Raw genomic sequence first — 24,264 nt, 5'->3', positions numbered from 1 at the left:
TCAGCCAGAGATGATGTTGTGCCCCTTGAAGGCGCAATACGGCATGCCAGCCGTCAGATGCCTGTCTGATGGCGCCCGATGAAAGGTCGGCAAGCTGTAGCCCCGCGCCGACCGCTGTTGAGCCGGACGCGCTGCGAACGACCGGCACCACCGTCGGCAACGCCTCAGGTGCCCAGAAGATTGTCTGTTGGTAAAAGGACCCCTGCGGGTCATGAGCGAAAGCAGACGCCCCATCTCCTTCGGAATTCGGAGGTCATCTGCGACCGATTTTCACGATAGGAAGCTCGATAGTTGGGGCTGCGCCGCAGTGACTCCCAGGCGAAATCCGTCATCTCGCCAGACTTGATAGCGTGCTGATACGCCTCCGGTGAGCGCCAGTCGAACTCGGACATTGCTTTGATCCCCTGCTTTAAGTCGATTGCGGCGCAATGTCTATGAAGCTTGGGATTGTTGGGGAAGTCGCCAATTATGCATTGCGTGATGCCTGCAGGCGATCACGCGTCAGCGGGGAAATCTGTTCTCGAGTGCGAATCCTTCGTGACAGATTTTGCTATTTAGGCGTGCCGCCGCGAAGCAACTCGCGGTAGCCGTGGTCTGCCATCCATTTTGCTCGGGCCAGATGACTATCAAACGCATTGCGGGCGCGGGCCGGTTCACGACCCGGATCGATGTGCAACACGATCCGGGTCACTTCTTTCCAATCCGCGCCATCGGCTTCGGCATCAAGAAGTCGCCAATACGTCACGAGATGCTGCTCGTCATAGGTCGTCAACACCGGCTCATGCGGCGCGACATCCGCGACATTGGGATCTAACGGTGGCTTCGTCATGTAGGCTTATGCGCGCACTTCGCTAATCTGTATTGTAAGCGAAACTTACCAAAATAGTTCGGTTATAGCCAGTGGTTTGATGGTCTGCCTAATGGCTGTTTGAGCGCATGAAAGCTCGTGCGCTCGTGGCCTGGAATGTGCGCCGGATTCGCGTGGATCGCGGCATTCCGCAAGAGCAACTGGCCTACGATGCCGGGATTGACCGCTCATATATGAGCGGCCTTGAGCGGCAATCTGAGAATCCGACAATTGATCTTCTCGACCGGCTCGCCGAAACGCTGGGTGTTCATTTATCTGAGTTCTTTGTTCAGCCACCCAAGGGAGCGGCGACACCCAAGACGTTGCCTAAGGGTCGCAAGTCAGCGCGTCCACGTTCCAAGAAGCAATAGCATTGGGCGAGTTCAAGCCACGCGACAAGCGCCACGCAAGTGTTGTCTTAAAGGAGTGAAATAATCAATTCGACCAAGCCGGTCCAGCTGCAGCTTTGCTCAGTCGGCTTTTCTCCAAGAGCGAGCCCCGCCCGAGCAGTTCGGGCTGAGCGGTGGCGATCAGGGTAAGACGCGCTCTCATCCTGATTGTCGTGCCATAACCGCGCTTCCGACTGAAAATTTGAGGGCCCCTCCCCCATGGAGCACAAGGGCGGGGCTGCTCCCGCCGCCCAAAACCAAGGAGCCACGCTGCTGGGAAACACCGCGCTACTTCGGCGTCGCTCAGAGACTCAGGAACGCTCCGATTTTCCGCCCTCGGCGCTCTTTACGACATTGCGTAAGACGATTTCAGAAAGCTGCACAAGCTGCCGTTTGAGAAATATACACAGTTGTGAGAGACGGAGGATCTCTTGCTTGCAGCGCTCCAGCTCGCGCCGTTCGTCTGTTATTGCAGAGGCTTCATGGCGATTCTTACTTACCGTCATGGTTCATGTAGACCCCTTTTCCGAGAAGAGCTCAAAGTATTGCGTTCAGCGAACTCCTTTTCAAACACGAATTGCGCCGGCGCGCCGCGATCGCCTTCGACAAAGCCCTTCGCTGCCAATAGCTCGCGGGCATCGCGCACCAGCGCGGGGCTACCACAGATCATGACGCGGTCATGCTGCGGCTCCAGTTCCGGCAGCTCGATTTCGGTAAACAGCTTGCCTGACTCGATCAGGTCGGTGATCCGGCCGCGGTTGCAGAAGCTGTCGCGCGTCACGGTCGGATAATAGATCAGCTGGTAGCGCACGAAGTCGCCGACCAGCTCGTCGCTCGGCAGTTTTTCCGCGATCATCTCGCCATAGGCGAGCTCGGCAACGCGGCGGCAGCCATGCAGCAGTACGACATTCTCGAATCGTAGATAGGTCTCGGGATCCTTGATCACGCTCAGGAACGGCGCAAGCCCGGTGCCGGTGCTGATCAGATAGAGATTGCGCCCGTCCTCCAGGTTATCGATGACCAGCGTCCCCGTCGCCTCGCGGCTGACGATGATCTCGTCACCCTCCTTCAGATGCTGCAGACGCGAGGTTAAGGGAGCATCCGGCACTTTAATCGAGAAAAATTCCAGCCGGTCCTCGTAATGGGCGCTGGCGAGGCTGCGGGCACGCAGCAGCGGGTTCTCGTCGATCTTGAAGCCAATCCTGGTGAATTCGCCGCTGCGGAAGCAGAACGACGGATTCCGCGTCGCCGTGAAGCTGAAGAGATTGTCGGTCCAGTGATGGACGCTCAGTACGCTTTCTTGGTCGAAAATACTCATCCCACCGCTCCCGCGAAAGCAGAGCATGATCCGGACCTGCAGGACCGCGTTAGCGCAAAGTTTTCACCGATTTTCCGAAGGATCATACTACAAGCACCAGACGAGGCTCTCGATCCCGTCGGACCGATAGCTTCACGCACTCAACTGCTTTCGCCTTGGAAGATCGGCCTGTGCCCCGCCTGTAGCGATCAACCCGGCCGCTGCCAATTCACAAAGAACTCCAACCCTCTACTCGTTCAGCCCGCCGGCAGCGCCGCTCACATGAACTTTTCTCGTAGTTCACGCCACGCCGGCAGGCTGACTTGGCCAGCTCACTCCCTGCCGAGTGTTCGTGCCCACCTCGCGCAGAGGCATGGCAAATTTGGGAGCCTTTGCTTCGACAAACACGGCACGTAGCGAACGGACAATCTTGTTTCGCACGTGAGTGTGGCGTCTCGGCTTCAGATGGGTGCGTTTCGTACAAAGCCCCTGCCATCTCGCTTAGAACCAATCTGCGCGCTGTTGCACTACTGGAAAAAGCTCCCAAAGAGGATCGAAGCTGCGAGCTTCGCCGAGGTAACGGTCGCCGAACATGCTCTCTCCGAGAGCATGTAATTGCTCTGGGCTGACCGTAACAATATTGTAATGTTGATTAATGCAATGAGCCGCATGTTCACGCTTAAATCCTGCATCCGGGTGCCTTCTTCGATGGGTTTCACGCGATAGCGATCCACCTGCTTCCGAAGGGTCCCGACCGTCTATGGTTAGCGCGCCACGTGTTCGGTCCGATACAGAACGTGCTGCCTCAGCCTCCTCTTAAGCCAAAGAGGCGAAGCGGAAACAAGAGAGGTATTGGCACGGACTTCAAAGTCTGCATCGAGCGCCAGTTCCACGGAACAGAATCCTTCCCTAGCTGCGGCGCTTCTTTGAGCCAAAGGTGGCGTTGCAGTCCCTGACTGCGTACTACAGCATACCAATCGTGGGTGCCTGTCGGCTGTCCAATGCAAGGTCAGCAAGCGATAGCGCCGCGGCGTCGACATGTGAGGCAGACGCGCTCCGCACCCGGCTCGGCAAGGCTCCGATGCAGCAAGAGCAACTTGCGTACGATGCCGGCTTGACCGCTCATATATGGGTGGCCTTGAGAGGCAATCTGGGAACCCGACATTGATCTTCTCGACCGGCTGGCCGAGACGCTGGGTGTTCTTTTATCTGAAGTCGATGTTCAGCCATGCAGAGGAGCGACGACATCCAAGACTTTGCCTAACGGCCGCAAGCCAGCGAAGCCCACGTTCCAAGAAGAAATAGCACTGCTGCAAGAGCGACTTTATGGCCACGCAGAATCGGTAGCGGCACCGCGCGCTCTAAAATGCGAAAATCATAAAAAATCGACTGCGCCATTGATGATTGCGGCTTTAGGTTCCAAAGGGACCCCGCCCGATCAACTCGGGCGGGGGTTAGAGCGAGCCTCACTCCCCGTTCTTGCGCGGCCGCGACCAGAGCAGGGTGTAGCCCTCGCCGCCTTCGTCATCGAACAGGTTCGCGTAGATCGGAGCGTTGAAGGACGGATCGTCGAGCTTGAGCGAGAGGTAATCACGGCCCTCGTCGGAGCGCTTCGACCAGGCCGCCCCGATCTCCGCCCTACCCACGTAGATGCGGTGGCTGGGCGCGTTCTCGTTGGAGCGATTGGCCTCAGCGACGATGCGGACGCCCTTGGCCTGCAAGCTCAGGGTGATGATCTCGCCCTGGAAATCGTTGCCGACTTTCTTGAAAGAACCGATGTTAGCCATGTCACTTCTCCTGTTGTGTTTCGAGCCCGCGACCACCGCGGCCTCGATGGCGATCTAGAGGCCGAAGACGATCGGCGACGCACCCGCTCGCGGGCCGGAGCGCAGCGGAGGACGTCGTTGTGGCGACTTTCTTGTCTCGCGAGGAATGGGCGAAGCCCAGGGGAAGAAAGTCGCATCAACGGCGTTGCGGCTCAGACGATCGAGGCGCAGCCGGTCTTCGGCCAGATCAAGCCATCAAAGAGGCCACGTGGTCTGCGTGCTGAACCGCAATCTTGAGGAGAAGTCTGGCGAATCTCGGTTGCGCTGAACAAGAGGTCGGTACGGTTCGGCGCAGAAAGAGAAACAATCTGCCGCAAAGGGCGGTATCGGTCCCGGAAGGAATGATCGAGCGCGGCGTGCCGCTCCTCCGCAGCCATGTGGGCCAGACATAGATTGGTAGGCTTGCTTAAAGCGCTCCGAGGAGAAGCCCTGTTACTTCTCACTCATGCTCGACGACCCCTCGTTCAACGTGGCGCCCTGTGCGACCTTCGACCGATGATGGCGACGATGCCTCATCACTCTTGCGTGGCGGCTGTGAGAACTGGTTGAGGCGCATTCTCCGCCACCCCGACCGACTCCGACGGGCGGGTCTCCGCGAAAACGGTCAAGCGCGTCCACGCCGTGCCGCCGATGCAAACCGCACCTCCGCAAGCGAAGGCCTCGCGCCAAGCCAGCGAAGGCACCCCGATCTGCGAGAGGGCAAACACCACATGATAGCCAGCGATTGCCGCAGGGACCGCGAACGCGGTTGCGATCGCGACGCGCAAGGTCCGGACCCGACTAACCGCGACGGCGACCTGACCGACAGCAAGCGCCAGTGCGCCGGAGGCCAATCCGATAAGCAGCGCACCGACGACCCCGGCACCGTCATGAAATGCCAGCATTCCGACGCTGAGTGCGACGAAAAACGGCAAAGCGTACACCGCGAGCGCAAAGATCGCCCAGCAGAATAAGCCAATGCCGAGTGTGTTGAGAACAAGCCCAAGCGCGAGCATGGTGGTGGCTCCATGTGCATAGATGTACCGGTCGCGCCTTCCACCACCACCACGGCGCAGTTTCGGAGGTAAAATCGAAACGAGGCGGAGTTGCGGCGTGCAACTCCGGCTTGGTTGTCTCGATGTCAAGCACGACGGCGCTCACGCGCCGCCGAAGCTCCAGACGGGGATGCCGAGCCGCTTCGCCTTGTCGGCGAGGTTGTCCTGGATTCCCGTGCCCGGGAAATGCATGATGCCGATCGGCAGCAGCTCGAGGAGTGCATCGTTGCGCTTGAACGGCGCAGCCTTCGCGTGCTTCGTCCAGTCGGGCTTGAAAGCGATCTGTGGCACCTTGCGGCTCGTCGCCCATTTCGAGGCGATCAGTTCAGCGCCTTTCGGGGAGCCGCCATGGAGCAGGACCATGGCGGGGTGCTTGACATGAACCTTGTCGAGGCGATCCCAGATGAGGTGGTGGTCATTGAAGTCGAGTCCACCGGTGAGTGCGATCTTCGGCCCCGGCGGCAACATGACCTCAGTCTCGGCGCGACGCTTGGCTGCGATGAAGTCACGGGAGTCGATCATTGCTGCGGTCAGCGAGCGGTGATTGACTAATGATCCCGACCGAGGACGCCAGGACGAACCGGTGTGGAGCTCAAACCGCTCGATGGCCTGATCCCGGAACAGTTCCAGGCAATTGCGGCGCTCGATCAGGGTGATGCCTTCGGCGGTGAAGCGCTCGAGTTCGACCGATCGCACTTCCGAGCCGTTCTGCTCACGCTGGCTCTTATGCTGCGCTTGCTCGTTGTCGTCGAGCTGCCGTTCGATGCGGTCGACGGCACGATGGAACAGATTGACGGTCGACCAGAGCAAATCGTCAAGGTCCGGTTCAAGCCGCGTGTCGTTGAGGGTCGCAACCAGGGCGTCGAAGATATCGGCGACAGCGCCGGTGATGATCTTGCCCTCCGGAAGCGGCCGTGGATCGGGATGGTCGTCGAAGGGACGGTAGCCGAAGAGCTGTAATTCGGTGAGGACGTGGTCGGTTGAAGAAGAGGCGTGCGGCGGTTCGATGTCGTCATGGTCGGTCATGAGAAGGGGTCCTTTGCCGGATCGGCCGCGACCATCGCGGCCTTCGTGGCGATCCTCTGACGGCAGGCGGAACGGGCCAGAACCCGAAGGGCCGAAGCGGCAGCGGAGGATGGCGGAGGCCGGCTATTTTGCTTCGCGATGCAAAGCGCGCGGCCAAACGCATGATGTGTCTTCACATCGCTGGCGCGCGGCGGAAAATAGCCGGACGCAGCCATTGCCGGCCCGGGCCGCTTGCCGTCCGATCGCCCTCTAGAAGGCCGAGGTCGCGTTCTCTTCCGGTATTGGCCTCGCCTATGACCGGCCGATACAACGTCGATCGGAGACCAGGAGCTATTCCGCGGCCACCGTCGACGAATGCAGAAAGCGAACGACATCCTCTGGCACGAGCTGAAGCCGCAATGCTGCTCGGAGCGCGTCGAGGCCGAAGACATGCAGATCTTCGTTGAAGTCGCCCAACCGGGGCGACAGCGCGATCGCTTCAATGCCGGCGTCTGCTGCGCGCTGGCTGAGAATAGCTTGCACCGCATCGCCGGCGGCATCGGCGTCGCGGGCGATATAGAGCCGACGCAGGCTCGAGGGCAACAACATTGCCGAAAGGTGATTGGCCGAAAGCGCAGCCGCCATTGGCATAGTCGGCAGCACGCAGCGCAACGACAGCATGGTCTCAATACCCTCGCCGGCAGCGAGCACGTCGTCCACCACGCCTAAGCGAACCGCGTTGCCGAGGAGATCGCCCATCGCGCGTCGTGGCGTATCGATCGGCGCTTTGCCCAGCCGAATGCGATCAAAGCCATCCGGATCGAGCCATGTGCGGTGCACGCCAGTGATCCGTCCATCAAGGTCCGTGACGCAGGCGATCATCGCCGGCCAGGTCTCGGTCGGCAGGTGTTCATCGGGCCGATAAAAGCAGCGCGGATGGAAACGCAGACTGCCACCATGGTGCACGCGGGCTATGCCGCGACGCTGCAAATATGCCTCGGCCACGGTCCCCTCGATCGGGCCGGATATCGCAAAGAGCCGACGGGCGGCCTTTTGCGATCCGGCCGGTACTGCCGGACCAACAGTCCTTCGGACGAGCTCCGGTTCATCGCGAGGCAGTTTCAAAAAGCGTCTTGCCTCCTCGGCGACTTCGCGGAAGTCGCGCAGTCCCAGGCTTTCACGGATGACGTCGAGGAGATCGCCATGTTCTCCTGTTGCGGCATCGGACCACTTGCCCGCCGGCCCCTTCGGCGATTCCTGGAGCCGCACAAATAGCGAGCGGCCCGGGGTGTTGTGCACGTCGCCGACCACCCAGTACCGCCCTGCCCGCTTGCCATTGGAGAGATAGTGTCGGCACACCGCCTCCGCATCGCGCGCGAGGCGGCGGGCCAGTTCGGAAGCATCGCGGGACATCACGCGGCCTCCCGCTCAGCGATGCGCGCGACCGGATAGGTGTCGAGCACCTGCGACAGGATCTCGACGCCGCTCGCGTCCGTAGGCACGAACATGCGCAGCTTCCAGGAGATGATCTCTCCAAAGAGGCCGTAGGCCCGCAAACGGTCGCGCATCGTGTCGTTGAACCCAGACAGTTCGATGCGGTATGCGCCCATTACGCGGACGCGGCGAAGCTGGAGCCCTTCCGCAAGCTCGAGGACGGTCCGTCCCTCCACGAGTGCGGCAAAGGCAGCGTCCGGCGTCAACGCCGGCGCGTCAGCCGCAAGGGCGTTCGCGACCCAGGTCGCCGAGACCTTGCGGCCGATGATCCGCTCGCCCGCGTCGGTCTGCAGCCGATAGACCCGGGTCGACTCGTTCGGCAGCCGCTTCCAGATGGGCAGCAGCAAGCCGGCCACGACGTGGATCGTGCTTTCCGTGAACTCGGGCACGTCGGCAAGCTCCGCCAGCCAGGCCGCGGCGAAGCGTTCGCGGTTGGCCTCGACCCAATGGCTTTCCACCATCATCTTCAAGGGAACGCTGTGCTGCTCTATCGGCCGGATCAGGCGGACGCGCCGCTCGATCTCGCCGTCATCAAGCATGAAGCTCGGAGCCGCGAGCTGCACAGCGGCTCGTCCCGAGCGCTCATTGATCAGCAGGACAGCGTTGCGATCGGAGACGCGAGCAAGAGCGTCATCCAGACCCACAGGATGGTTGCGCAGGCGCTGGGTGATCGTGAGCAGCCGGGTCTCGGCACCGGTGCCCGGATGGACATAGATCGTGCGCCGGTCGGTGACGAAAAAGCTCTCGGCGCGAAGCGTTTCCAGCCCGACGTCATAGGTGCCCGACGCGACCGCGCCGTCGATCCGAGCCGTCAACAGCTGCTCGAAGACGGTGAACAGGATATTCTGAAGATCGATCGTGAGCGCCAGCAACCTGTTCAGGAACGTCGTGATCGGCGGCAGGTCATCCCTGAGCCCATTGGGATCCGTGAGCTTCAGGCCGGTCGCATCCTCGAACCTCTCGAGCGAGCAGCCCTCGACCTTGCCGCGCGCGAGCAGCGTGTAGAGTTGGCGCAACGCGTCCCGGCCGTACTGACTTTCGAGATTGTCCTCGGGCCGGAACAGCCCTTGGCCTCCGGTCTGGCGCTGGCCGCGCGTGATCGCTCCCAACGTGTCGAGCCGACGGGCAATGGTGCTGAGAAAGCGCTTTTCGGCCTTCACGTCGGTAGCGATCGGGCGAAACAGCGGCGGCTGCGCCTGGTTGGTCCGGTTGGTGCGGCCGAGCCCCTGGATTGCGGCGTCCGCCTTCCAGCCGGGCTCGAGCAGGTAATGGACGCGGAGGCGTCGATTCCGTGCCGATAGCTCGGCATGGTAGCTCCTCCCTGTGCCGCCCGCGTCGGAGAACACGAGGATCCGCTTGACGTCATCCATGAAGGCTGAGGTCTCGGCGAGGTTGGCCGAACCGGCCCGGTTTTCGACCACCAACCGGTCGCCCCTGCGAACGATGCGACGTGAGCGGCCGGTCACCTCCGCGACCAGATCAGTGCCGAAACGCTGGACCACCTGGTCCAGCGCGCCTGGCACCGGCGGCAGCGAGGCAAGCTTCTCGATGAGGCGGTCGCGGCGGGCTACCGCCTCGCGGCTCTCGACCGGCTGCCCATCGCGATAAACAGGCCGCGAGCAGAGGTTGCCCTCCGAGTCCGTGAAGGGCTCGTAGAGCTGGACCGGAAAGGAATGGGCGAGATAATCGAGGACATATTCGCGTGGGGTGATGTCGACCTGGACGTCGCCCCAGTCCTCCGTTGGTATCTCAGCAAGCCGGCGCCCCATCAGCGCCTCGCCCGTCGAGACGATCTGGATGACGGCGGCATGGCCGGCGTCAAGATCGCGTTCGATCGAGCGGATCAACGATGGCGTCTTCATCGAAGTCAGGAGGTGGCCAAAGAAGCGCTGCTTGGCGCTCTCGAAGGCGGATCGCGCGGCCGATTTGGCCTGGCCGTTCAGCGTACCGGTCTCGCCCGTGATGTTGGCGGCCCGCATTGCCGCGTCGAGGTTGTTATGGATGACGCCGAACGCTCCGGCGTACGCGTCGTAGATCCGAATCTGCTCGGGCGTGAGCTGGTGCTCGACGAGCTCGTACGCGACGCCCTCGTAAGAGAGCGAGCGGGCCGCATAGAGGCCGAGCGCCTTGAGGTCGCGCGCCAGCACCTCCATCGCCGCCACGCCACCCTCCTCGATCGCCTCGACGAACTCGGCGCGGGTCGCAAACGAGAAGTCGTCGCCGCCCCACAAGCCCAACCGCTGGGCGTAGGCGAGGTTGTGCACTGTGGTGGCGCCGGTTACGGAGACATAGACGACGCGGGCATTCGGCAAGGCGTGCTGGAGCCTCAGGCCCGCGCGCCCCTGCTGGGAGGCCGCCTGATCGCCGCGCTCGCCGTTCTGGCCCGCCGCGTTCTGCATCGCGTGGCTCTCGTCGAAGACAATCACTCCGTCGAAGTCGGAGCCCAACCATTCAACGATCTGCCGCACGCGCGAAAGCTTCTCGCTGCGTTCATCGGTGCGCAGCGTAGCGTAGGTGGTAAAAAGGACGCCTTCCGAAAGCCTGATCGGAGTGCCCTGACGAAACCGAGACAGCGGCGTCACGAGCAGCCGCTCCATGCCTAGCGCGGACCAGTCGCGCTGCGCATCTTCGATCAACTTGTCGGACTTGCTGATCCAGACCGCGCGGCGGCGGCCCTTGAGCCAATTGTCGACAAGGATGCCTGCGACCTGCCGGCCCTTGCCCGCGCCGGTGCCGTCCCCCAGGAACCAGCCGCGCCTAAAGCGGACAGCATTTTCTGCATCGTCGCGTGCGACCGCCACAACGTCAAAGGTCGCATCGACCGCCCAGCATCCCGCAAGAAACTCGGAATGGGCCTCGCCTGCATAGATGACGCTTTCAAGTTGGGCGTCGGACAGGATGCCATCAGCCACGACAGTGGCCGGCAGATGTGGCCGGTGCGACGGCTTCGGCGGCGCGACCGAGGCCATCGCTGCGGACTGGACGAGCTTGGTCGGATGCGCATGCGCGTGCGGAATACGGATCGTCTGCAGCGCGTATTCCTCATAAAGCGCATCGGTGAGCCGGGCGCCGTCCGGAGGCATCCACTCGACCGTCTCATAGGTAAGTTCGACGCCCTGTGGCGCGCCATCTCCCGATGGGGACGGTGGGCGTGGCGCAAAGGCGCTGACCGGCCGCAGCGTCGCGGGGCGCCTGATGTCGTCGACCACGACGGGGGTGGCAACAGGCAGCCTCGGAGGCACATGCTGGGTCACCCAGTCAAGCAAGGTAGCGAGATCGCTTGCCATGCCGGGTGAAGCGGGAAAGACCTTCGGTTCTGCGGCAGGCTGCTTGTCGATCACAAGCAGCCGTGTATCGGTCTGCGTTCCGTGTTTCGCGTAGACCGCGCCGTCGATGGCGGCAGAAAACACCACCCGCCCGCGGTGCTGGAGGCGAACGAAGGCATCTCGCCATGCCGCATTGTCCGGCGCAAGGCTCGCGCCGGTGATGGCGACCAGACGCCCGCCGTCGCAAAGCCGCGCCAAGGCTGATGCGATATGCCGGACAGCCGCGTCCGCCATCCGCCGATCGACGTTCGCCAATGCCGAGAACGGCGGGTTCATCAGGACGACGCTCGGTACGACACCCGCATCGAGGTGATCGTCGATCTGGGCGGCGTCGAACCGCGTGACCTCAACGTTGGGAAACAGTTGGTCGAGCAACGCCGCGCGGGTCTCGGCCAGCTCGTTCAATACCAAGCCGCCGCCGGCGAGCTCGGCAAAGATGGCGAGCAAGCCGGTCCCCGCGGAGGGCTCCAAAACCCGGTCGGACGGCGTGACGCCGGCCGCTGTGCATGCGGCGAACCCAAGCGGGATGGGCGTCGAGAATTGTTGAAGGGCTTGGCTGTCCTCGGAGCGCCGCGTGTGGGTCGGCAGACAGCGCGCGATCCTCGCGAGCATCGGCAGCATCGCGGCCGTCGAGCCGGCCTTGACACGGATAGCCGGGCCAAACTTGCGAAGGAACAGAACGGTTGCCGCCTCGCAGACATCATAGGCGGTCTTCCAGTTCCAGGCGCCAGCGGCGTCGGAAGCGCCGAAGCCAGCTTCCATGGCGCCGCGCAGGACAGCGGCATCTATGCGCCGGCCACGCTCGAGATCGGTCACTAGCTGTCGGGCGGCCTTGACGGCGGCGGAGGTGAGAGTTGCAGCGGCGCGCATCGAGAGCGGCGCGGCGGCAGCGCCGCCGGCGAGAGATTCGGTCATGGCAGGGTGCTTTCGGAGAGCAGGAATGGATCGAACCATCAGGCGCTCTCCTTAAGACCCGACGGCTCAAACCCTTCCCGGCCCGACTCTCCCTCTCAGTCCTCCTCCATAAAAATGGGGACCGGCGCGGCACGCCGGTCCCCGAGCAGCTGCGGTACGGCAGGAGCCATCCCGTTCTAGACGTCACTCAGCCGCGTCGAGCTGTTGCGGATCATCGTCGTTCGCGTTGTCCTGATCCTCGTCCTCGCCGAGGAATTCGGGCAGCGGGCCCGCTTCACTCTCCTGCTCCCCTGGCGCCGCATTGGGATCGACCAGACGCAGCGGCTCCGGCAACCAGCCCGAACCATCGAGAAGACGCTCGGCCTCCTTGGCCATGTCGGCCTTCTTGAGGTGGTCGATCAGCTGCGCGGAAGACTCGCCCTTGGCTTCCCGCACCGCCTCCAGGATGCGAGGCTTGGTGACCCGGCCGAAATAGTTGTCGACGGAGGGCTTCCACCCCGCTTGAACCATGTCGAGGCCGACGGCACGTGCCAGCACACCCGCCTGGTCGAGTCGGGTGCGGACGCCGTGGGCGGAGACGCGGCCCTGATTGTAGCGGTTGGCCGGCTCGTAGAGGGCGTTGATCGCAAATGACGCACAGTGAGCGAACAGGGATGCCTGTGCAGTGCCGTCGAGGGCTGTGAGCGCATTCCAGAGATCGTTCTCGCCCTTCGGCAACCGTGCTTTCCAGGACTCATGCCGCGCCTCAACGGCCTTCGCGGGCACGCTTTCCCTCAAGCCGGGCGCTTGAGCCGGAAAGGTCGGCGTACGAAGTCCGATCTCAAGGCAGCTCCCGGATGATGCGGACCGGTAAAAGGCCGTCAGCACGAAGTTATGCAGCACCGCCTGGAACGCGACCGCGGGATTTTCTGCCAGCGCATCCCGCAATGCCAGTGTGCGATGCGCTGTCAACTCGGTGATCAGCCGATCCGGCAGAGGTTTCGTCGCGTCCTCATCGTCTTCTTCGGCATCAGCCCCGCCACCTGCGACCGCGATGACCGTGCGCTGGATGGAAGTGGCAGCGGCCTTCCCCTCGATCGACTGTGTATCGCCGCCCTGCCCGACATCGGGCTCGGCCGCCGAAAAAACGTCCTCCGGCCGGACGTAACCCCGGTCGACCGAGAGGCGCCCTTCGGAATCGATGCTGACGAAGACGCCAGCGCGGGCGATCTCGGCCGGATTGTAAATCATCAAGCGGTCCTCGAACGCGACCAGTGCCGCCTCAATTTCGCCGAGACGCTGATCGACCTCATCGGGCAACTCGTCGGCATCCTGATAATCGGATTCAAGCCTGGCTTGCTCCGCGTTGAGTGCGTCGATGGTGGCCTGATCCTCCGGGGAAAGATCGACAGGCTTGCCCTCGATTTCGCGCAGGCCCTCCGTGTGGCCGTAGGGGAATTCGACGGCGAGCGAAATCCACTTCCAGCCCTGCGCAGCGATCGTCTCGGCCTCGGCCTTGAGCTTTTCTGTCACGAGACGATCAAGCAAAGCAACGTCCTGCAGCCAGCCGCCATCATCGTGCTCGAACAGATCCCGCAAAACGCCGCCGCCAGCCTGCTCGTAAGCATTGAGCCCAATGAACTGGACGCGGCGATCGGACGCGCGCACGGTATTTTCCGTCAGCATTCGCCGGATCTGATAGGGCTCATCATAGCCGGATCGGCTGACGTTCTCCCAGACCTGCTCCTGCCTTGCGTGGTCGGCTGTTACAGAGAAGGCCGTGAGTTGCTCGAGAGTCATGCCGTCTTCGGCATAGACGTCGTGGAGCTTTGGCGACACCGACGCCAATCGCAACCGTTGCTTCACGACCGCCGGGGATACGAAGTGCCGAGCAGCGATATCCTCCTCGGACATGCCGGCGCCACTCAAGGTCCGGAAGGCTCGAAACTGATCGAGCGGATGAAGCCCTACCCGCTCGTCATTCTCTGCAAGAGAATCATCTTCAGCGATGCCCCCCTCGCGCACGACACAAGGAACGGCCTGGGTCTTTGCCATCCGCTTCTGCTTGACGAGAAGCTCCAGCGCCCGATAACGCCTGCCGCCGGCCGGCACCTCGAACATGCCGGTCTCATTGCCTTCGGCGTCCACCACCGCCCGCACGTTGAGACTCTGCAGGAGCGTACGCTGCGCGATGCTTTCGGCGAGTTGCTCGATGGAAATGCCCGCCTTCACATGCCGGACGTTGGACTGGCTCAGCACCAGCCTGTTGAACGGAATGTCACGTGAGGGGGACAGCGTGATCTTTTGGACAGCCTTCGTCATATCGATTCTCCACGACGGGCGGTCGGGAGCCTCTCTCTCGACCTCCAACCCGTCGCGGAAACGCCCCTGCCCTCTTACTCTTGTGCTCGCGGTGACGGAGGAGAACCTCACGCCGCTTCCTGCTCCGCTCCCTCCGCCATTGTGTCGACAGCGGGTTCGGGTAAGAATCCTAGGAGATAGTCCGCGACCTTGCTGGCCTGGGATGCGGCCCGGATAATTGCACGATTATCCTCTCGCAGCACCTCCAGCCAGGAGCCGATATAGTCGGCGTTCCGCACCGTCGGCACGATACCGAGTGACGCGCAACCGAACGCAGACGCGATTTCCGCAACCAACTCCTCAAAGGCATACTTCCTGGTACCAAAGCTGCCCGACAAGTCGCGGTTGAGACGTGATGGATGGCCGCTGGCATGCGCCTTATGCCGATATCGGCATAACGTGCATAATGCCGCGATCCAGATTATGCCGCATCTGCTCGGCTGGGCCCGGTTGGCGGCATGATCGCGCCAATCCCATTCGGCATAATCTTCGTCGCTCCAACAACAAGGAGCACGAAGATCATGTCTCAATATTTGCAGACCTGCATCGAGCCGCATCTTGGCTCGTTCGCAGCGAGTTTTGCGGCGGAGAATTACAGCGCCGGAACGGTCAAGACCTACCTATCGATCCTACGGAAGGTGGGTCACGCGATGGATGTCCAGGGCATCGGTCCTTCAGCGTTGACGCTTGATATGGCCGAGCATCTGGGACGCAAGGTGCCGCGTAAGAAAACCGGCACGATATGGCCGTATAGGTTGGCCCGCCGGTTCGCGCAGCATCTCCTCGATATCGGCGTGACGCATCCAGTGCCGTTGAGCGAGGCGCAGCAAGCGCGTGCGGCCCTACTGGCGGACTTCGAGACCTATTTGGTCAAGCATCGCGGCCTTAGCCCGCGGACGATCTATCACACGCTGCGGTTCGCCAACCGGTTCCTCGATCATCGCTTTGGCGATGCGATGGTTGATCCGGGGCGGTTGCGGCCCGCCGACGTGATCAGCTTCCTTGAGCACGTAATGGCAAGTGCGCGGCGCGACAAGACGGTAGCGACGCATGTTCGTATCTTCCTGCAATATCTGTTCGGCAGCGGCGCGACAGCGACCAATCTAGCGCTGAGTCTGCCTAGAACGGCGAAACGCTGGGGAGCACGACTGCCGCGCCATCTGGTGCCCGAGGGCGTTGAGGCGGTGCTCGCCTGCGTGCGCGACAACCCGCGGCACGGGGCTCGGGACTATGCGATGCTGCTCATCATGGCCCGGCTTGGCTTGCGTGCTGCCGAGGTCATCGCGATCCGGTTGGACGACGTCGACTGGCGCGCGGGCGAACTCTTGGTTCGTGGCAAGGGCAAACTCCACGATCGCGTACCGATCAGCTCGGAGGTTGGCGATGCGCTGAGCCGCTATCTGCGCGAGGAGCGCGGCCCCACGTCCTGCCGCATGATGTTCGTTACCCATCGCGCGCCACACCGCCCGTTCAATGACAGCCAAATCGTCAACGCCGTCCTAAAGGATGCCCTGAAGGCGACCGGCCAGAAACCGGTGACGCCCTATGTGGGATCGCACCTGCTGCGTCATAGCCTTGCGGTCCAGTTGGTGAACTCGGGTGCATCGCTCGACGAGGTGGGCGACGTGCTGCGGCATCGCTCACGCACATCGACCATGATATATGCCCGTCTCGACATAGATGGGCTGCGGTCGATAGCAATGCCCTGGCCCGTAGTGGGAGGCGCGCAATGAGCCTCACCTCCCAACTCGATCGCTATCTGGCCGTGCGGCGCAGCCTCGGCTACGACCTGAGCACCAGCGAGCGCATCCTCCGCCGCTTCACGCGGTTTGCCGACCGCGAGCGTGCGACGCATATCGACACGGCGCTGTTCCTGCGCTGGCATGCGACGCTCGACGAGGCCAACGGCAGGACGCGAGCGGCGCGGCTTACCGTCGTGCGCCTCTTCGCGCAGTGGCTAAGTAGCTTCGATCTGGCGCATGAAGCCCCGCCCCGGGGATTGTTGCCGAATACCGTGATGCGCTCCCGACCGTATATCTACAGCGATGCGGAAGTCGCTTCGATCATCGCGGCCGCAATGGCACTTCCGTCGATTTGCGGATTGCGCGGGCTGACCTGCTCGACGCTGTTCGCACTCATCGCGATCACGGGCCTGCGCGTCAGCGAGGCGCTCGCGCTCGATGGAGACGACCTCGATGCCGATAATGGTGTGTTACGCGTCCGACAGGGTAAGAACGGTAAGGAGCGGCTGCTGCCGCTCGACCCCAGCGCCGTCGAGCGACTGCTAGACTATCGCGTCAAACGCGACCGGTTGATCGGTCATCCGGCGAAGCCGATGTTCGTAACTGACAAGGCGACCCGGCTCACCGACTGTGGGGCCCGCTACAACTTTGCGCAAGCATGCCAGCAGATCGGATTGCGATCCGAGCAGCAGTACCAGCGGCATGGCCGGGGACCGCGCATCCACGACCTGCGCCACACCTTCGCCGTGCGTACGATGATCAACTGGTACCGGACTGGCAAGGACCCGGCGCGCGAGATGATCCGGCTGACGACCTATCTGGGTCATAGCAACCCCTCTGGAACATATTGGTATCTGGAGGCGGTCCCGGAACTGCTCGATCTAGCGATGGGCCGCGCCACCGCGAGCGGCGGGGAGATGGCACAATGAGCACCATCGCCTTACCTGCGCTGATCCAGCGCTTCTTCACCGAGCGGCTTTGCACGCAACTGGAGGCGAGCCGACATACGGTCGCTGGCTATCGCGATACGTTCCGGCTGCTGCTCAGGTACGCGAGCACTCGCCGCAACAAGCTGCCAGTCAACCTGACGGTCGAAGATATCGACGCCGATCTGGTCGCGGACTTCCTCGCCCATACCGAGACCACGCGGGGCAATAGCGCTCGCAGCCGCAACACCCGGCTCGCGGCGATCCGATCGTTCTTCCGCTTCGTCGCGATGACCGATCCGACCTGGCTACTGCACTGCCAGCGTATCCTAGCCATGCCCAACAAGCGCTATGTGAAGCGTGCAGTTACGTTCCTCGATGCCGAAGAGATGGCGGCGTTGCTGGCGGCTCCGGATCGCACCACATGGGCGGGCCGGCGCGATCATGCTCTGCTGTTGCTCGCGGTCCAGACAGGCCTGCGAGCTTCCGAACTGGTCGGCCTCACCCGGGGCGATGTCGCGCTTGGAACCGGCGCTCACATCCGTTGCATGGGCAAGGGTCGCAAGGAGCGCGCCACCCCACTTCGCCGCGAGACAGCCAAGCTGCTGGCGACGTGGATCGGCAACGACAAAGATCAGAGCAAGCCGCTGTTCCCGTCGATCCGGGGCGAACGGCTGAGCCGTGACGCTCTTGAGCATCTGGTCCGCAAGCACTGCCTCACGGCGTCGCGCGCGTGCCCGAGCATCGGCACCAAGCGGGTCACACCGCATACGCTGCGCCACAGCACGGCGATGGACCTGCTCCATCATGGCGTCGATCCTGCGGTGATCGCGCTCTGGCTTGGTCACGAGAACGTCGAGACCACCCAGATCTACATCCACGCCGATATGCGGATGAAGGAAAAGGCGCTCGCTCTCGTCGCCGCACCACCCGCGCCGCCGGGTCGGTTCCGGCCGGACGACAAACTGCTCGCGTTCCTTGAAGGGCTCTGATTATGCCGAACAGCCGCATGGCCAACACCGGGATATCCAGCCTCCAACAGAGGCCATGCGGCATAATCTGGATCGCGGCATTATGCGCCAGCTCGTGCAAGGCCGTTCGATGCCAATTGATCGGTTCGAAATAGGCTTGCGGTGGGGGCACCTGCACATAATCTTCCGTCGGCACATAAAAGGCGCGATTGCCACCTATGCGGAAGTCGATTCCGGTCGCCTTGATCAGAGCATCGACCGTCGGCTCAATCATGCCGGGTGGCGGTGGTGGCGCAGCGGTTACGATGTCCGAAGCCAGCCCGTCGCATTGATCGAGATTGAAAACGGTGAAGCGCTTCAAAAATGGAACAGCTTGTGCCTCCTCGCCGGTCTCGTGTACGCGGCGCTTTTCGTCGACCGGCACAAAGCGGTCGGCGTAAACGACGGTCGTGCCGCGCTCACCCTTGCGGACGTGGCCACCCAGCGATAGCGCTTGGCGGAATGTAAGCCAGCTCTGACCGGTGAATCCGCGTTCCGTGGCGGCCCCCCAGAGAATTAAAATGTTTATGCCGGTGTATTGGCGGCCGGACGCGGCGCTTTTCGGCATGGCCAAAGACGCCTGCGCCGCCGCGGTACCCCAAGGCTGCACCCACGGCACGCGGCCAGCCCCCAGTTCGGCGATGATCTTGTTGGTGACGTCGTCATAAAGGTTTGCCCGGTCCTCACCGGTGCGCGCCCGAGGATGATGTCTGGACATCGCGGATCTCCGCGACGGGCGCCGCGAGCCTCTCTCGCAGCCTGTAACCCGTCACGGCAAAACCGAGCGACACTCTGACTCTCGCCTCTACCTGAGAGAATGCGCAATCTGCGACGCAGCCCGCCTTCCGTCGGGTGTTCATGGAATTGCGTTGAGCTACCTAGGGCCGGAGGCCCGACCAGGCGTGCGCCAGGGGCGCATCGCCTCAACGGAAAATGGCACCCGGAGAGCGTGAGCATAGCGACCCGAAGGGGCACGCGGGTCCGAGTGCAGCGACGAGACCGGTTCAATAGCGGCACCCGGGAACGGGGCAGTGATAGCGATCGCCGCAGGCGAGCCCCTTTTCCGAGTGCCCCCGGCGAGGAGCTCCGCATCCACTGCGCGAGGGATCGACGCCGCACGGCCGAGACGCAAAGCGGCTCGGTTCAACGAGAGCCCGATGCGGCGAAAGCCGCACGCGCGCAAGCGGAAGAACTCCGCCAAGGCTTGAGTCGGAGGACCTAGATGTCCTCGCGCGCATGCGTCTGCGCGTCATAGATCCTGATCTGAAGCATGGGAAAACGCCTCTTTAGCTCTTCGCCACCTGCCCTGGCGCCGTCTCTGGTTGTAAATTCGGCTTTGAGCCGGCCGTCGACTTCAAGCGCGTAACCAGAGGCCGGCAATTCACGGGCGGTAGCAACCATTTCATTCCCATCGTGCAGTGAGGTGGTCGAGAATGATGGGTAGCGTGAGTCGCCCAAACCGCGCCAGAACCACCTGCCCAAGTACGGCGATTTGGCCAACGCAGTTGTGGATTGGCGCCTTGCTGGCATCGCCTCAAGGATGGGCATTTGCATCATCCGAACAGGCGGACGGCTTTCCACTGGCGCGGATGCATGCACGATAGAGCCACGGCTCCACGTAGCTGCCCTTCCAGAGTCCCTGGCCGGTGCGCTCAGCCTCGCGCTGGGCTTCGCGATACCTGCCCTTCGAGTATTGGGGCCAATCCAACGCAAGGCCGTTGCGTACAAGCCATTCACCGAGATCCCTACCTGCGACCGAGCAGGTCGCAACCGTGCGGCCATACGGGTCGAGGCTGACTGGAACACAATTGACAGGACGGCGGGCAATGAAGGCGTCAAGGTCGTTTGCGGCCTGCGCACCGCACCGATATTGCAAGCTGTCTTCGCCGCGGCACAGCTGGCTGCTCTCCGGTGCATCGATGCCCCAAAGCCGGATGCGCACGCCATGCATGTCCAGCGTGTCGCCGTCGATCACGCTGGCCTGTCCGACAAACTGATCGGCCAGCGCCGCGCTCGACAGAATGGCGAGAATCAATGCGACAGCGGTTCGACGCATTTCCAGTGACCTTGTAGCTACCGCAAACCATGCGGACTGGATTTCGGCCAGTTATCGAATGTTGCAGCGCCGGCGGGTGCTCCGGCCGCTCGGGATCATGAAACTCCGTGCTGCCAGCCAGTGGCCCTCGAAATGAGCCCAGAACAGAATTACGTCCATCTGCCAAGCGAATTCATGAACCTTCCAAACGCCGTCATTCTTTGTATCTTGGCCGGTCGCGTTGAATGGCAGGCCGCTCAGCCGGCAAAAGCGCGTAAATTTCGTCCCAGCGCGCCCCCTTGGGATGAGGCAAAGGCGCTGCAGCGCGCTTTGCCGGACGAGGCGCTGAAAGTCGTCATGCGCGACGCGAACAAGGAAGACAAGATTGCTGCGTGGCTGATTTTGCACAGGACGGCGGAACACGTAGACAAGCACCTGCCCCGACGATTTGGAATCCCTGCTCTGTGTTAGCAGCCGGAACGAATCGAGGGCTGCAAGGATTCGTCCCCGCGGAGGAGCGATCTTGATGCTGATGTCCAAGGAGAGGCGGACGGCGCTCCGCACGGTACGGGGATGGGCGACAGCCGTGCTGCAGGAGGCAGGCGCGATCCGCGAGTGTGGGTACCACGGCTGGGTGCAGGACCGCGCTGATCCGCACGCCCGTGAGCGGGCATTCGAAATCGCCCGCCAGGATCCGCCGCCGGGCCTTTCGTCCGAGGCGGCCGCCGCCGCTATCACCGAGGTCCTGGACTCGATCGGCGATACCTGCCCCGAATGCCCGCCCGAGGTCTAGAGCCCTTTCCGTTCCGATGGAATCGGAACGGGGCTCTAGAATCCTGTTTTGACGCGTTTTCTTTACGCGAACCGGTACCCACTTCGCGCGAAAACGCTCCAGGCAGCGCGTCGGTCAATCGGCGCGAGCAAAGACCTAGCGCGTGAGGCGCTTCTCGACCCGCTTCCGGCTGTTGCCGACCTTCTTGACTGCTTTCTTGACTGCTGACGCCGACCGCCCGGTCTTCTTGGACTCGTATCGCACCTCATACTTTTGCCCGCCGGCCACGCGGGCCCGGTCCTGCTTGCGCCCGCGCGCCGTCTTCTTCTTCGCTGCCGCCATCGGCTCCTCCTGTCGGACTGATAACAAAGCAACGCAGCAAGGGATTCACGGGTTCCGGAACGATTCGAACTGTGTCAGTTTGAATCAGCTGTTGCGTGGAGTGCTTGAGTGGCGTCTCAGCGTAAGAGCCCCGCGGCAATCGGCGTGAAGGCGCCGTTGCCCGGCTTCATCGAACCGGCCTTGGCGACCTCGATCGAGAGGGTGCCGTCCGGCAGGCGGTGGATTCACGAAATCAAGTTCGACGGCTACCGGGTCCAGGTCCACTTGGCCAACGAGGCGGCGAAGATTTTCACCCGGCGCGGACACGACTGGACGCATCGCTTCAAGAAGGTCGCCCATGATGCCTGGCAGATCAAGGCGAGATCGGCCGTCATCGACGGCGAGATTGTCGTTCCCGCCGCCGACGGCACGACCGATTTCTCGGTGCTGCAAAACGAGCTCAAGGGCAAGTCGACCAAGATCGTGCTGGTGGCGTTCGATCTGCTCTATCTGAACGGCCGCGACCTCCGGAAGCTGCCGCTCATTCAGCGCAAAGCCGAACTCAAGAAGATCCTGATCGGCACTGATGTCCAGTTCAGCGAAAGTTTCGAGATCGAGGGACGCGAGATGTTCGCGCACGCCTGCAAACTCGGCCTGGAAGGTGTCATCTCGAAGGTGCGAGACGGTCCCTATCCGAAGGGCCGTACCAGCGACTGGGTAAAGAAAACCTGCGTCCAGCGCGAGACGCTGACCATCGCCGGCTTCTCGCTCGACGAGGGAAAATGGGACGGCATCTATGTCGGCCGCCTCAAGGGCGACGATCTGATCTATGCGGGCAAGGTCGACCACGGCTTTGACAAGACGTCCGCCGCTGATCTGCAGAAGAAATTGAAGCCCCTGATCCGGAAGACACAGCCGTATACGAAGCGGATCGCACATAAGGGCATCTGGGTTGAACCAAAGCTGCTCGCCGAGATCGAGTATCGCGCGAAGTCAGCCGAGGGAAAGGTACGGCATCCGTTCTTCCGGGGCCTGCGGGAGGATCTGTGATGGATGCATTCGATCGCTTCTGGCAATGGGCCAACAAGCCCCTGGAAAGCCAACAGACGATTCCGGCAGAGCTATTCATTGAGCTCGCTCCTGAGGACCGGCGGGACCGCGCCGCCGTGAACCAGGCCGCAGCACGCGTACCAGACCCCCAACGATGAATGCTTGAAGGGGACCGCTGTCCTTCGCTCGTGAGTGCCGCCACAGAAACTAACCCCGCGCGCGCCGCAGCGCGGCTTCCAATCGCGCCTTCTCCTTGTCCCAGCGGGCTTCTTCGGTCTGCGCTCTCTTCTCGAGAGCCTCGATCTCGGCCTGGATGGCGGCGGCCCGCTTCGCGTGCTCCTGCTCGGCCTTGTCCAATGCAGCCTGCGCCTTGTCGACCGCCTGCTGACGGCGTTCACGCTCCTTCTGCCTGGCCGCCTCTCCCTTCGCCTGTCCAAGCTCGCGGCGCTTCTGTTCCCGTTCGAAGGCGAGAGCGGCCTTTCGTTCTGCAGCCTTGTCGACGGGGCGAGAGGAAGGTTTCTTCGCCTTTGGGCCATGCGACTTGCGGGCGGCGTCTTTGGTCCGCCACCGCCAAGATCGGTGGGCAGCTCGGCATGTTCGCTGAAAGGTCGGTCGGTTCCAACCGGACGCCTGAGAACGACGCCGGGCTTTGCCATGGTCGCAGCGATGACGTCCGGATCGTCGCACTCCTTCGCCGCGCCCTGATGGAAGAGGTTGCTGTCAGTGCCCCACGCCTGCAGCGCCGCCTTCATCGAAGGAGCGGCGATCGCCAGATCGAAGAAGCCCAGCGAAGTCTGGTAGGTCTTCAGTTTTCTGGCCATCGGTTTGATCCGCCCTTCCCCGATCGATCGTCAACGTCGCGCACGCCACGGCGCCGGCGGAACACGACAAGGCCTCGAAGCGTTCCCTAATCCTTGAAGGACGTCCATGCATTTCGCAACGCGCTCTTAAGGATTGGCCTCGAATGAGCCGGACGTCGACCCTGCCCAAGCGCCTGCAGCCGATGCTCGCTACGCTCACCGACGCGCCGTTCGACGACCCCGGCTGGGTTTTCGAGGACAAGTACGACGGATTCCGAATGATCGCGGAAATCCGGCAGGGCAAGGTTGCACTCTACAGCCGCAACGGCAAGATCATCAGCCGCGGCTATATCGAGGTCGCCAAAGCGCTGGAGGGCGTGAAGGGCGACGCCGTGATCGATGGCGAGCTCGTCGCGATCGGAAAGGACGGCGTCTCACATTTCCAGCTGCTCCAAAACGCACTGCGCCATGAAGCGAAGCTCAAGTATTGCGTCTTCGATCTCATGTTTGAGAATGCAATGGACTTGCGCAACCAGCCTCTCCTCGAGCGCAAGAAGCGGCTGAAGGCGATCCTGCCGCGCGACAGGCTGATCGCCTTTAGCGCTCACCGTAAAGGGAACGGCACGAAATTCTTCGCCGAGGCCGAGCGGAAGGGTCTTGAAGGCATCATGGCGAAGCGCGCCGACAGCGCGTATGCATCCGGAAGCCGGACGGCGGATTGGTTGAAGATCAAGACGGCAAAGCGGCAGGAAGTTGTAATCGCCGGCTTCACGGCGCCCAGGCGCAGCAGGCCGTTCTTTGGCGCCCTCGTCCTCGCCGTGCGGGAAGGCAACGCGTGGCGTTATATCGGACATGTCGGCACTGGTTTCAGCCACAAGGTCCTGGAAGACCTCCATGCCAAGCTCGTGAAGCTAAAGGCCGCCAAATCACCCTTTCCTGCCAAGGTGAAGGACGAGGCCAACACGACCTGGGTCAGGCCCTCGCTGGTGGCCGAGGTCAAATTCGCCGAGTGGACGAGCAAGGGCGAGCTGCGCCAGCCCGTCTACCTCGGGCTCAGATCCGACAAGCAGGCGAAGGATGTCGTGCGCGAGCGAGAACGTCCGCGCAAATAGCGCTTCCCTACGGGCCTAACCGG

At 62.5% G+C, this 24,264-nt stretch carries 22 protein-coding genes and 3 pseudogenes; 10 read left to right on the top strand and 15 right to left on the bottom strand.

Annotated features, from left to right (window positions below; genetic code table 11):
- Positions 1–209: 209 nt before the first annotated feature.
- Positions 210–392 (bottom strand): transcriptional regulator domain-containing protein, encoded by a 183-nt coding sequence (locus tag ABIB73_RS12085; protein WP_354224223.1) that lies wholly within the window; start codon positions 390–392, stop codon positions 210–212.
- A 158-nt stretch (positions 393–550) separates the two neighbouring features.
- Entirely contained in the window at positions 551–829 is a 279-nt protein-coding gene (locus ABIB73_RS12080; protein WP_354224221.1) for a DNA -binding domain-containing protein, read from the bottom strand.
- 107 nt (positions 830–936) lie between these two features.
- Between ABIB73_RS12080 and ABIB73_RS12075 the strand changes: the two genes are divergently transcribed.
- On the top strand, positions 937–1,218 hold the full coding sequence (locus ABIB73_RS12075; protein WP_148778165.1) for a helix-turn-helix domain-containing protein: 282 nt from the start codon (positions 937–939) through the stop codon (positions 1,216–1,218).
- A 520-nt stretch (positions 1,219–1,738) separates the two neighbouring features.
- Here ABIB73_RS12075 and ABIB73_RS12070 read toward each other — a convergent pair.
- Complete coding sequence (locus ABIB73_RS12070) at positions 1,739–2,554, bottom strand: ferredoxin--NADP reductase (protein ID WP_354224219.1); 816 nt, start codon at positions 2,552–2,554, stop codon at positions 1,739–1,741.
- A 1,060-nt stretch (positions 2,555–3,614) separates the two neighbouring features.
- Between ABIB73_RS12070 and ABIB73_RS37590 the strand changes: the two are divergent.
- Positions 3,615–3,819 (top strand): annotated as a pseudogene (locus tag ABIB73_RS37590) (helix-turn-helix domain-containing protein); the annotation flags it as partial.
- A 180-nt stretch (positions 3,820–3,999) separates the two neighbouring features.
- Here the strand turns inward: ABIB73_RS37590 and ABIB73_RS12065 are convergent.
- The 7 genes and pseudogenes from ABIB73_RS12065 to ABIB73_RS12035 form a co-directional block, all read right to left on the bottom strand.
- Positions 4,000–4,320, bottom strand: coding sequence for a DUF736 domain-containing protein (locus ABIB73_RS12065; RefSeq protein WP_259219296.1), 321 nt, complete (start codon positions 4,318–4,320; stop codon positions 4,000–4,002).
- A 554-nt stretch (positions 4,321–4,874) separates the two neighbouring features.
- The gene (locus ABIB73_RS12060) at positions 4,875–5,354 is read right to left on the bottom strand and encodes a hypothetical protein (protein WP_317242995.1); all 480 of its coding nucleotides are present in this window, start codon (positions 5,352–5,354) and stop codon (positions 4,875–4,877) included.
- 141 nt (positions 5,355–5,495) lie between these two features.
- Complete coding sequence (locus ABIB73_RS12055) at positions 5,496–6,419, bottom strand: DUF2493 domain-containing protein (protein WP_354224216.1); 924 nt, start codon at positions 6,417–6,419, stop codon at positions 5,496–5,498.
- A 330-nt stretch (positions 6,420–6,749) separates the two neighbouring features.
- On the bottom strand, positions 6,750–7,811 hold the full coding sequence (locus ABIB73_RS12050) for a DUF7146 domain-containing protein (RefSeq protein ID WP_354224215.1): 1,062 nt from the start codon (positions 7,809–7,811) through the stop codon (positions 6,750–6,752).
- The gene (locus ABIB73_RS12045) at positions 7,811–12,133 is read right to left on the bottom strand and encodes a strawberry notch-like NTP hydrolase domain-containing protein (RefSeq protein WP_354224213.1); all 4,323 of its coding nucleotides are present in this window, start codon (positions 12,131–12,133) and stop codon (positions 7,811–7,813) included. Before ABIB73_RS12045 ends, ABIB73_RS12050 begins: the two co-directional genes overlap by 1 nt.
- Positions 12,134–12,316: 183 nt before the next feature.
- Positions 12,317–14,434, bottom strand: a complete 2,118-nt coding sequence (locus ABIB73_RS12040) for a ParB/RepB/Spo0J family partition protein (protein ID WP_354224211.1) — start codon at positions 14,432–14,434, stop codon at positions 12,317–12,319.
- A gap of 107 nt (positions 14,435–14,541) precedes the next feature.
- A pseudogene (locus tag ABIB73_RS12035) lies at positions 14,542–14,850 on the bottom strand (zincin-like metallopeptidase domain-containing protein); the annotation flags it as partial.
- 144 nt (positions 14,851–14,994) lie between these two features.
- On the opposite strand from ABIB73_RS12035, the gene ABIB73_RS12030 reads away from it, so the two are divergent.
- From ABIB73_RS12030 to ABIB73_RS12020, 3 genes are read left to right on the top strand one after another with little or no spacing between them, the layout of a single operon-like run.
- Positions 14,995–16,206, top strand: coding sequence for a tyrosine-type recombinase/integrase (locus ABIB73_RS12030; RefSeq protein ID WP_354111401.1), 1,212 nt, complete (start codon positions 14,995–14,997; stop codon positions 16,204–16,206).
- Positions 16,203–17,144 carry a tyrosine-type recombinase/integrase gene (locus ABIB73_RS12025; RefSeq protein ID WP_062314858.1) on the top strand — a complete coding sequence of 314 codons (942 nt, stop codon included), beginning with the start codon at positions 16,203–16,205 and terminating at the stop codon, positions 17,142–17,144. Before ABIB73_RS12030 ends, ABIB73_RS12025 begins: the two co-directional genes overlap by 4 nt.
- Complete coding sequence (locus tag ABIB73_RS12020) at positions 17,141–18,133, top strand: tyrosine-type recombinase/integrase (protein ID WP_354224209.1); 993 nt, start codon at positions 17,141–17,143, stop codon at positions 18,131–18,133. Before ABIB73_RS12025 ends, ABIB73_RS12020 begins: the two co-directional genes overlap by 4 nt.
- 82 nt (positions 18,134–18,215) lie before the next feature.
- Here ABIB73_RS12020 and ABIB73_RS12015 read toward each other — a convergent pair.
- The 3 genes and pseudogenes from ABIB73_RS12015 to ABIB73_RS12005 form a co-directional block, all read right to left on the bottom strand.
- Positions 18,216–18,869: pseudogene (locus ABIB73_RS12015) on the bottom strand (ArdC family protein); the annotation flags it as partial.
- Between the two features lie 500 nt (positions 18,870–19,369).
- On the bottom strand, positions 19,370–19,699 hold the full coding sequence (locus ABIB73_RS12010) for a hypothetical protein (RefSeq protein ID WP_354224208.1): 330 nt from the start codon (positions 19,697–19,699) through the stop codon (positions 19,370–19,372).
- Positions 19,686–20,207 carry a thermonuclease family protein gene (locus tag ABIB73_RS12005; RefSeq protein ID WP_354224206.1) on the bottom strand — a complete coding sequence of 174 codons (522 nt, stop codon included), beginning with the start codon at positions 20,205–20,207 and terminating at the stop codon, positions 19,686–19,688. Before ABIB73_RS12005 ends, ABIB73_RS12010 begins: the two co-directional genes overlap by 14 nt.
- A 132-nt stretch (positions 20,208–20,339) precedes the next feature.
- Between ABIB73_RS12005 and ABIB73_RS12000 the strand changes: the two genes are divergently transcribed.
- Together ABIB73_RS12000 and ABIB73_RS11995 are read left to right on the top strand one after the other, a co-directional pair.
- On the top strand, positions 20,340–20,657 hold the full coding sequence (locus tag ABIB73_RS12000) for a hypothetical protein (RefSeq protein ID WP_354224204.1): 318 nt from the start codon (positions 20,340–20,342) through the stop codon (positions 20,655–20,657).
- A 55-nt stretch (positions 20,658–20,712) separates the two neighbouring features.
- Positions 20,713–20,979, top strand: a complete 267-nt coding sequence (locus ABIB73_RS11995) for a hypothetical protein (protein ID WP_354224202.1) — start codon at positions 20,713–20,715, stop codon at positions 20,977–20,979.
- A gap of 135 nt (positions 20,980–21,114) precedes the next feature.
- On the opposite strand, the gene ABIB73_RS11990 is transcribed toward ABIB73_RS11995, so the two are convergent.
- The gene (locus ABIB73_RS11990) at positions 21,115–21,300 is read right to left on the bottom strand and encodes a DUF3606 domain-containing protein (protein ID WP_354224200.1); all 186 of its coding nucleotides are present in this window, start codon (positions 21,298–21,300) and stop codon (positions 21,115–21,117) included.
- 108 nt (positions 21,301–21,408) lie between these two features.
- On the opposite strand from ABIB73_RS11990, the gene ligD (ABIB73_RS11985) reads away from it, so the two are divergent.
- A complete protein-coding gene (ligD, locus tag ABIB73_RS11985) occupies positions 21,409–22,329 on the top strand; it encodes a non-homologous end-joining DNA ligase (protein ID WP_354224198.1) in 921 nt (306 codons plus the stop codon).
- Positions 22,329–22,487 carry a hypothetical protein gene (locus ABIB73_RS11980; RefSeq protein ID WP_354224196.1) on the top strand — a complete coding sequence of 53 codons (159 nt, stop codon included), beginning with the start codon at positions 22,329–22,331 and terminating at the stop codon, positions 22,485–22,487. Before ligD (ABIB73_RS11985) ends, ABIB73_RS11980 begins: the two co-directional genes overlap by 1 nt.
- Before the next feature lie 49 nt (positions 22,488–22,536).
- Here ABIB73_RS11980 and ABIB73_RS37585 read toward each other — a convergent pair whose 3' ends face one another.
- On the bottom strand, positions 22,537–22,686 hold the full coding sequence (locus ABIB73_RS37585) for a hypothetical protein (protein WP_502918415.1): 150 nt from the start codon (positions 22,684–22,686) through the stop codon (positions 22,537–22,539).
- 607 nt (positions 22,687–23,293) lie between these two features.
- Here ABIB73_RS37585 and ligD (ABIB73_RS11970) point away from each other — a divergent pair.
- Entirely contained in the window at positions 23,294–24,241 is a 948-nt protein-coding gene (ligD, locus tag ABIB73_RS11970; RefSeq protein WP_354224194.1) for a non-homologous end-joining DNA ligase, read from the top strand.
- The last annotated feature ends 23 nt before the right edge of the window (positions 24,242–24,264 follow it).

Source organism: Bradyrhizobium sp. F1.4.3 (assembly GCF_040548375.1).
Lineage (GTDB): Bacteria > Pseudomonadota > Alphaproteobacteria > Rhizobiales > Xanthobacteraceae > Bradyrhizobium.
This window is presented reverse-complemented; position numbering and strand designations above follow the sequence as displayed.

Coding starts and splice junctions, on each gene's coding strand:
- ABIB73_RS12085 (WP_354224223.1), bottom strand. CDS start 392: ATGTCCGAGTTCGACTGGCGCTCACCGGAGGCGTATCAGCACGCTATC.
- ABIB73_RS12080 (WP_354224221.1), bottom strand. CDS start 829: ATGACGAAGCCACCGTTAGATCCCAATGTCGCGGATGTCGCGCCGCAT.
- ABIB73_RS12075 (WP_148778165.1), top strand. CDS start 937: ATGAAAGCTCGTGCGCTCGTGGCCTGGAATGTGCGCCGGATTCGCGTG.
- ABIB73_RS12070 (WP_354224219.1), bottom strand. CDS start 2,554: ATGAGTATTTTCGACCAAGAAAGCGTACTGAGCGTCCATCACTGGACC.
- ABIB73_RS12065 (WP_259219296.1), bottom strand. CDS start 4,320: ATGGCTAACATCGGTTCTTTCAAGAAAGTCGGCAACGATTTCCAGGGC.
- ABIB73_RS12060 (WP_317242995.1), bottom strand. CDS start 5,354: ATGCTCGCGCTTGGGCTTGTTCTCAACACACTCGGCATTGGCTTATTC.
- ABIB73_RS12055 (WP_354224216.1), bottom strand. CDS start 6,419: ATGACCGACCATGACGACATCGAACCGCCGCACGCCTCTTCTTCAACC.
- ABIB73_RS12050 (WP_354224215.1), bottom strand. CDS start 7,811: ATGTCCCGCGATGCTTCCGAACTGGCCCGCCGCCTCGCGCGCGATGCG.
- ABIB73_RS12045 (WP_354224213.1), bottom strand. CDS start 12,133: ATGACCGAATCTCTCGCCGGCGGCGCTGCCGCCGCGCCGCTCTCGATG.
- ABIB73_RS12040 (WP_354224211.1), bottom strand. CDS start 14,434: ATGACGAAGGCTGTCCAAAAGATCACGCTGTCCCCCTCACGTGACATT.
- ABIB73_RS12030 (WP_354111401.1), top strand. CDS start 14,995: ATGTCTCAATATTTGCAGACCTGCATCGAGCCGCATCTTGGCTCGTTC.
- ABIB73_RS12025 (WP_062314858.1), top strand. CDS start 16,203: ATGAGCCTCACCTCCCAACTCGATCGCTATCTGGCCGTGCGGCGCAGC.
- ABIB73_RS12020 (WP_354224209.1), top strand. CDS start 17,141: ATGAGCACCATCGCCTTACCTGCGCTGATCCAGCGCTTCTTCACCGAG.
- ABIB73_RS12010 (WP_354224208.1), bottom strand. CDS start 19,699: ATGCCCATCCTTGAGGCGATGCCAGCAAGGCGCCAATCCACAACTGCG.
- ABIB73_RS12005 (WP_354224206.1), bottom strand. CDS start 20,207: ATGCGTCGAACCGCTGTCGCATTGATTCTCGCCATTCTGTCGAGCGCG.
- ABIB73_RS12000 (WP_354224204.1), top strand. CDS start 20,340: ATGAGCCCAGAACAGAATTACGTCCATCTGCCAAGCGAATTCATGAAC.
- ABIB73_RS11995 (WP_354224202.1), top strand. CDS start 20,713: ATGCTGATGTCCAAGGAGAGGCGGACGGCGCTCCGCACGGTACGGGGA.
- ABIB73_RS11990 (WP_354224200.1), bottom strand. CDS start 21,300: ATGGCGGCAGCGAAGAAGAAGACGGCGCGCGGGCGCAAGCAGGACCGG.
- ABIB73_RS11980 (WP_354224196.1), top strand. CDS start 22,329: ATGGATGCATTCGATCGCTTCTGGCAATGGGCCAACAAGCCCCTGGAA.
- ligD (WP_354224194.1), top strand. CDS start 23,294: ATGAGCCGGACGTCGACCCTGCCCAAGCGCCTGCAGCCGATGCTCGCT.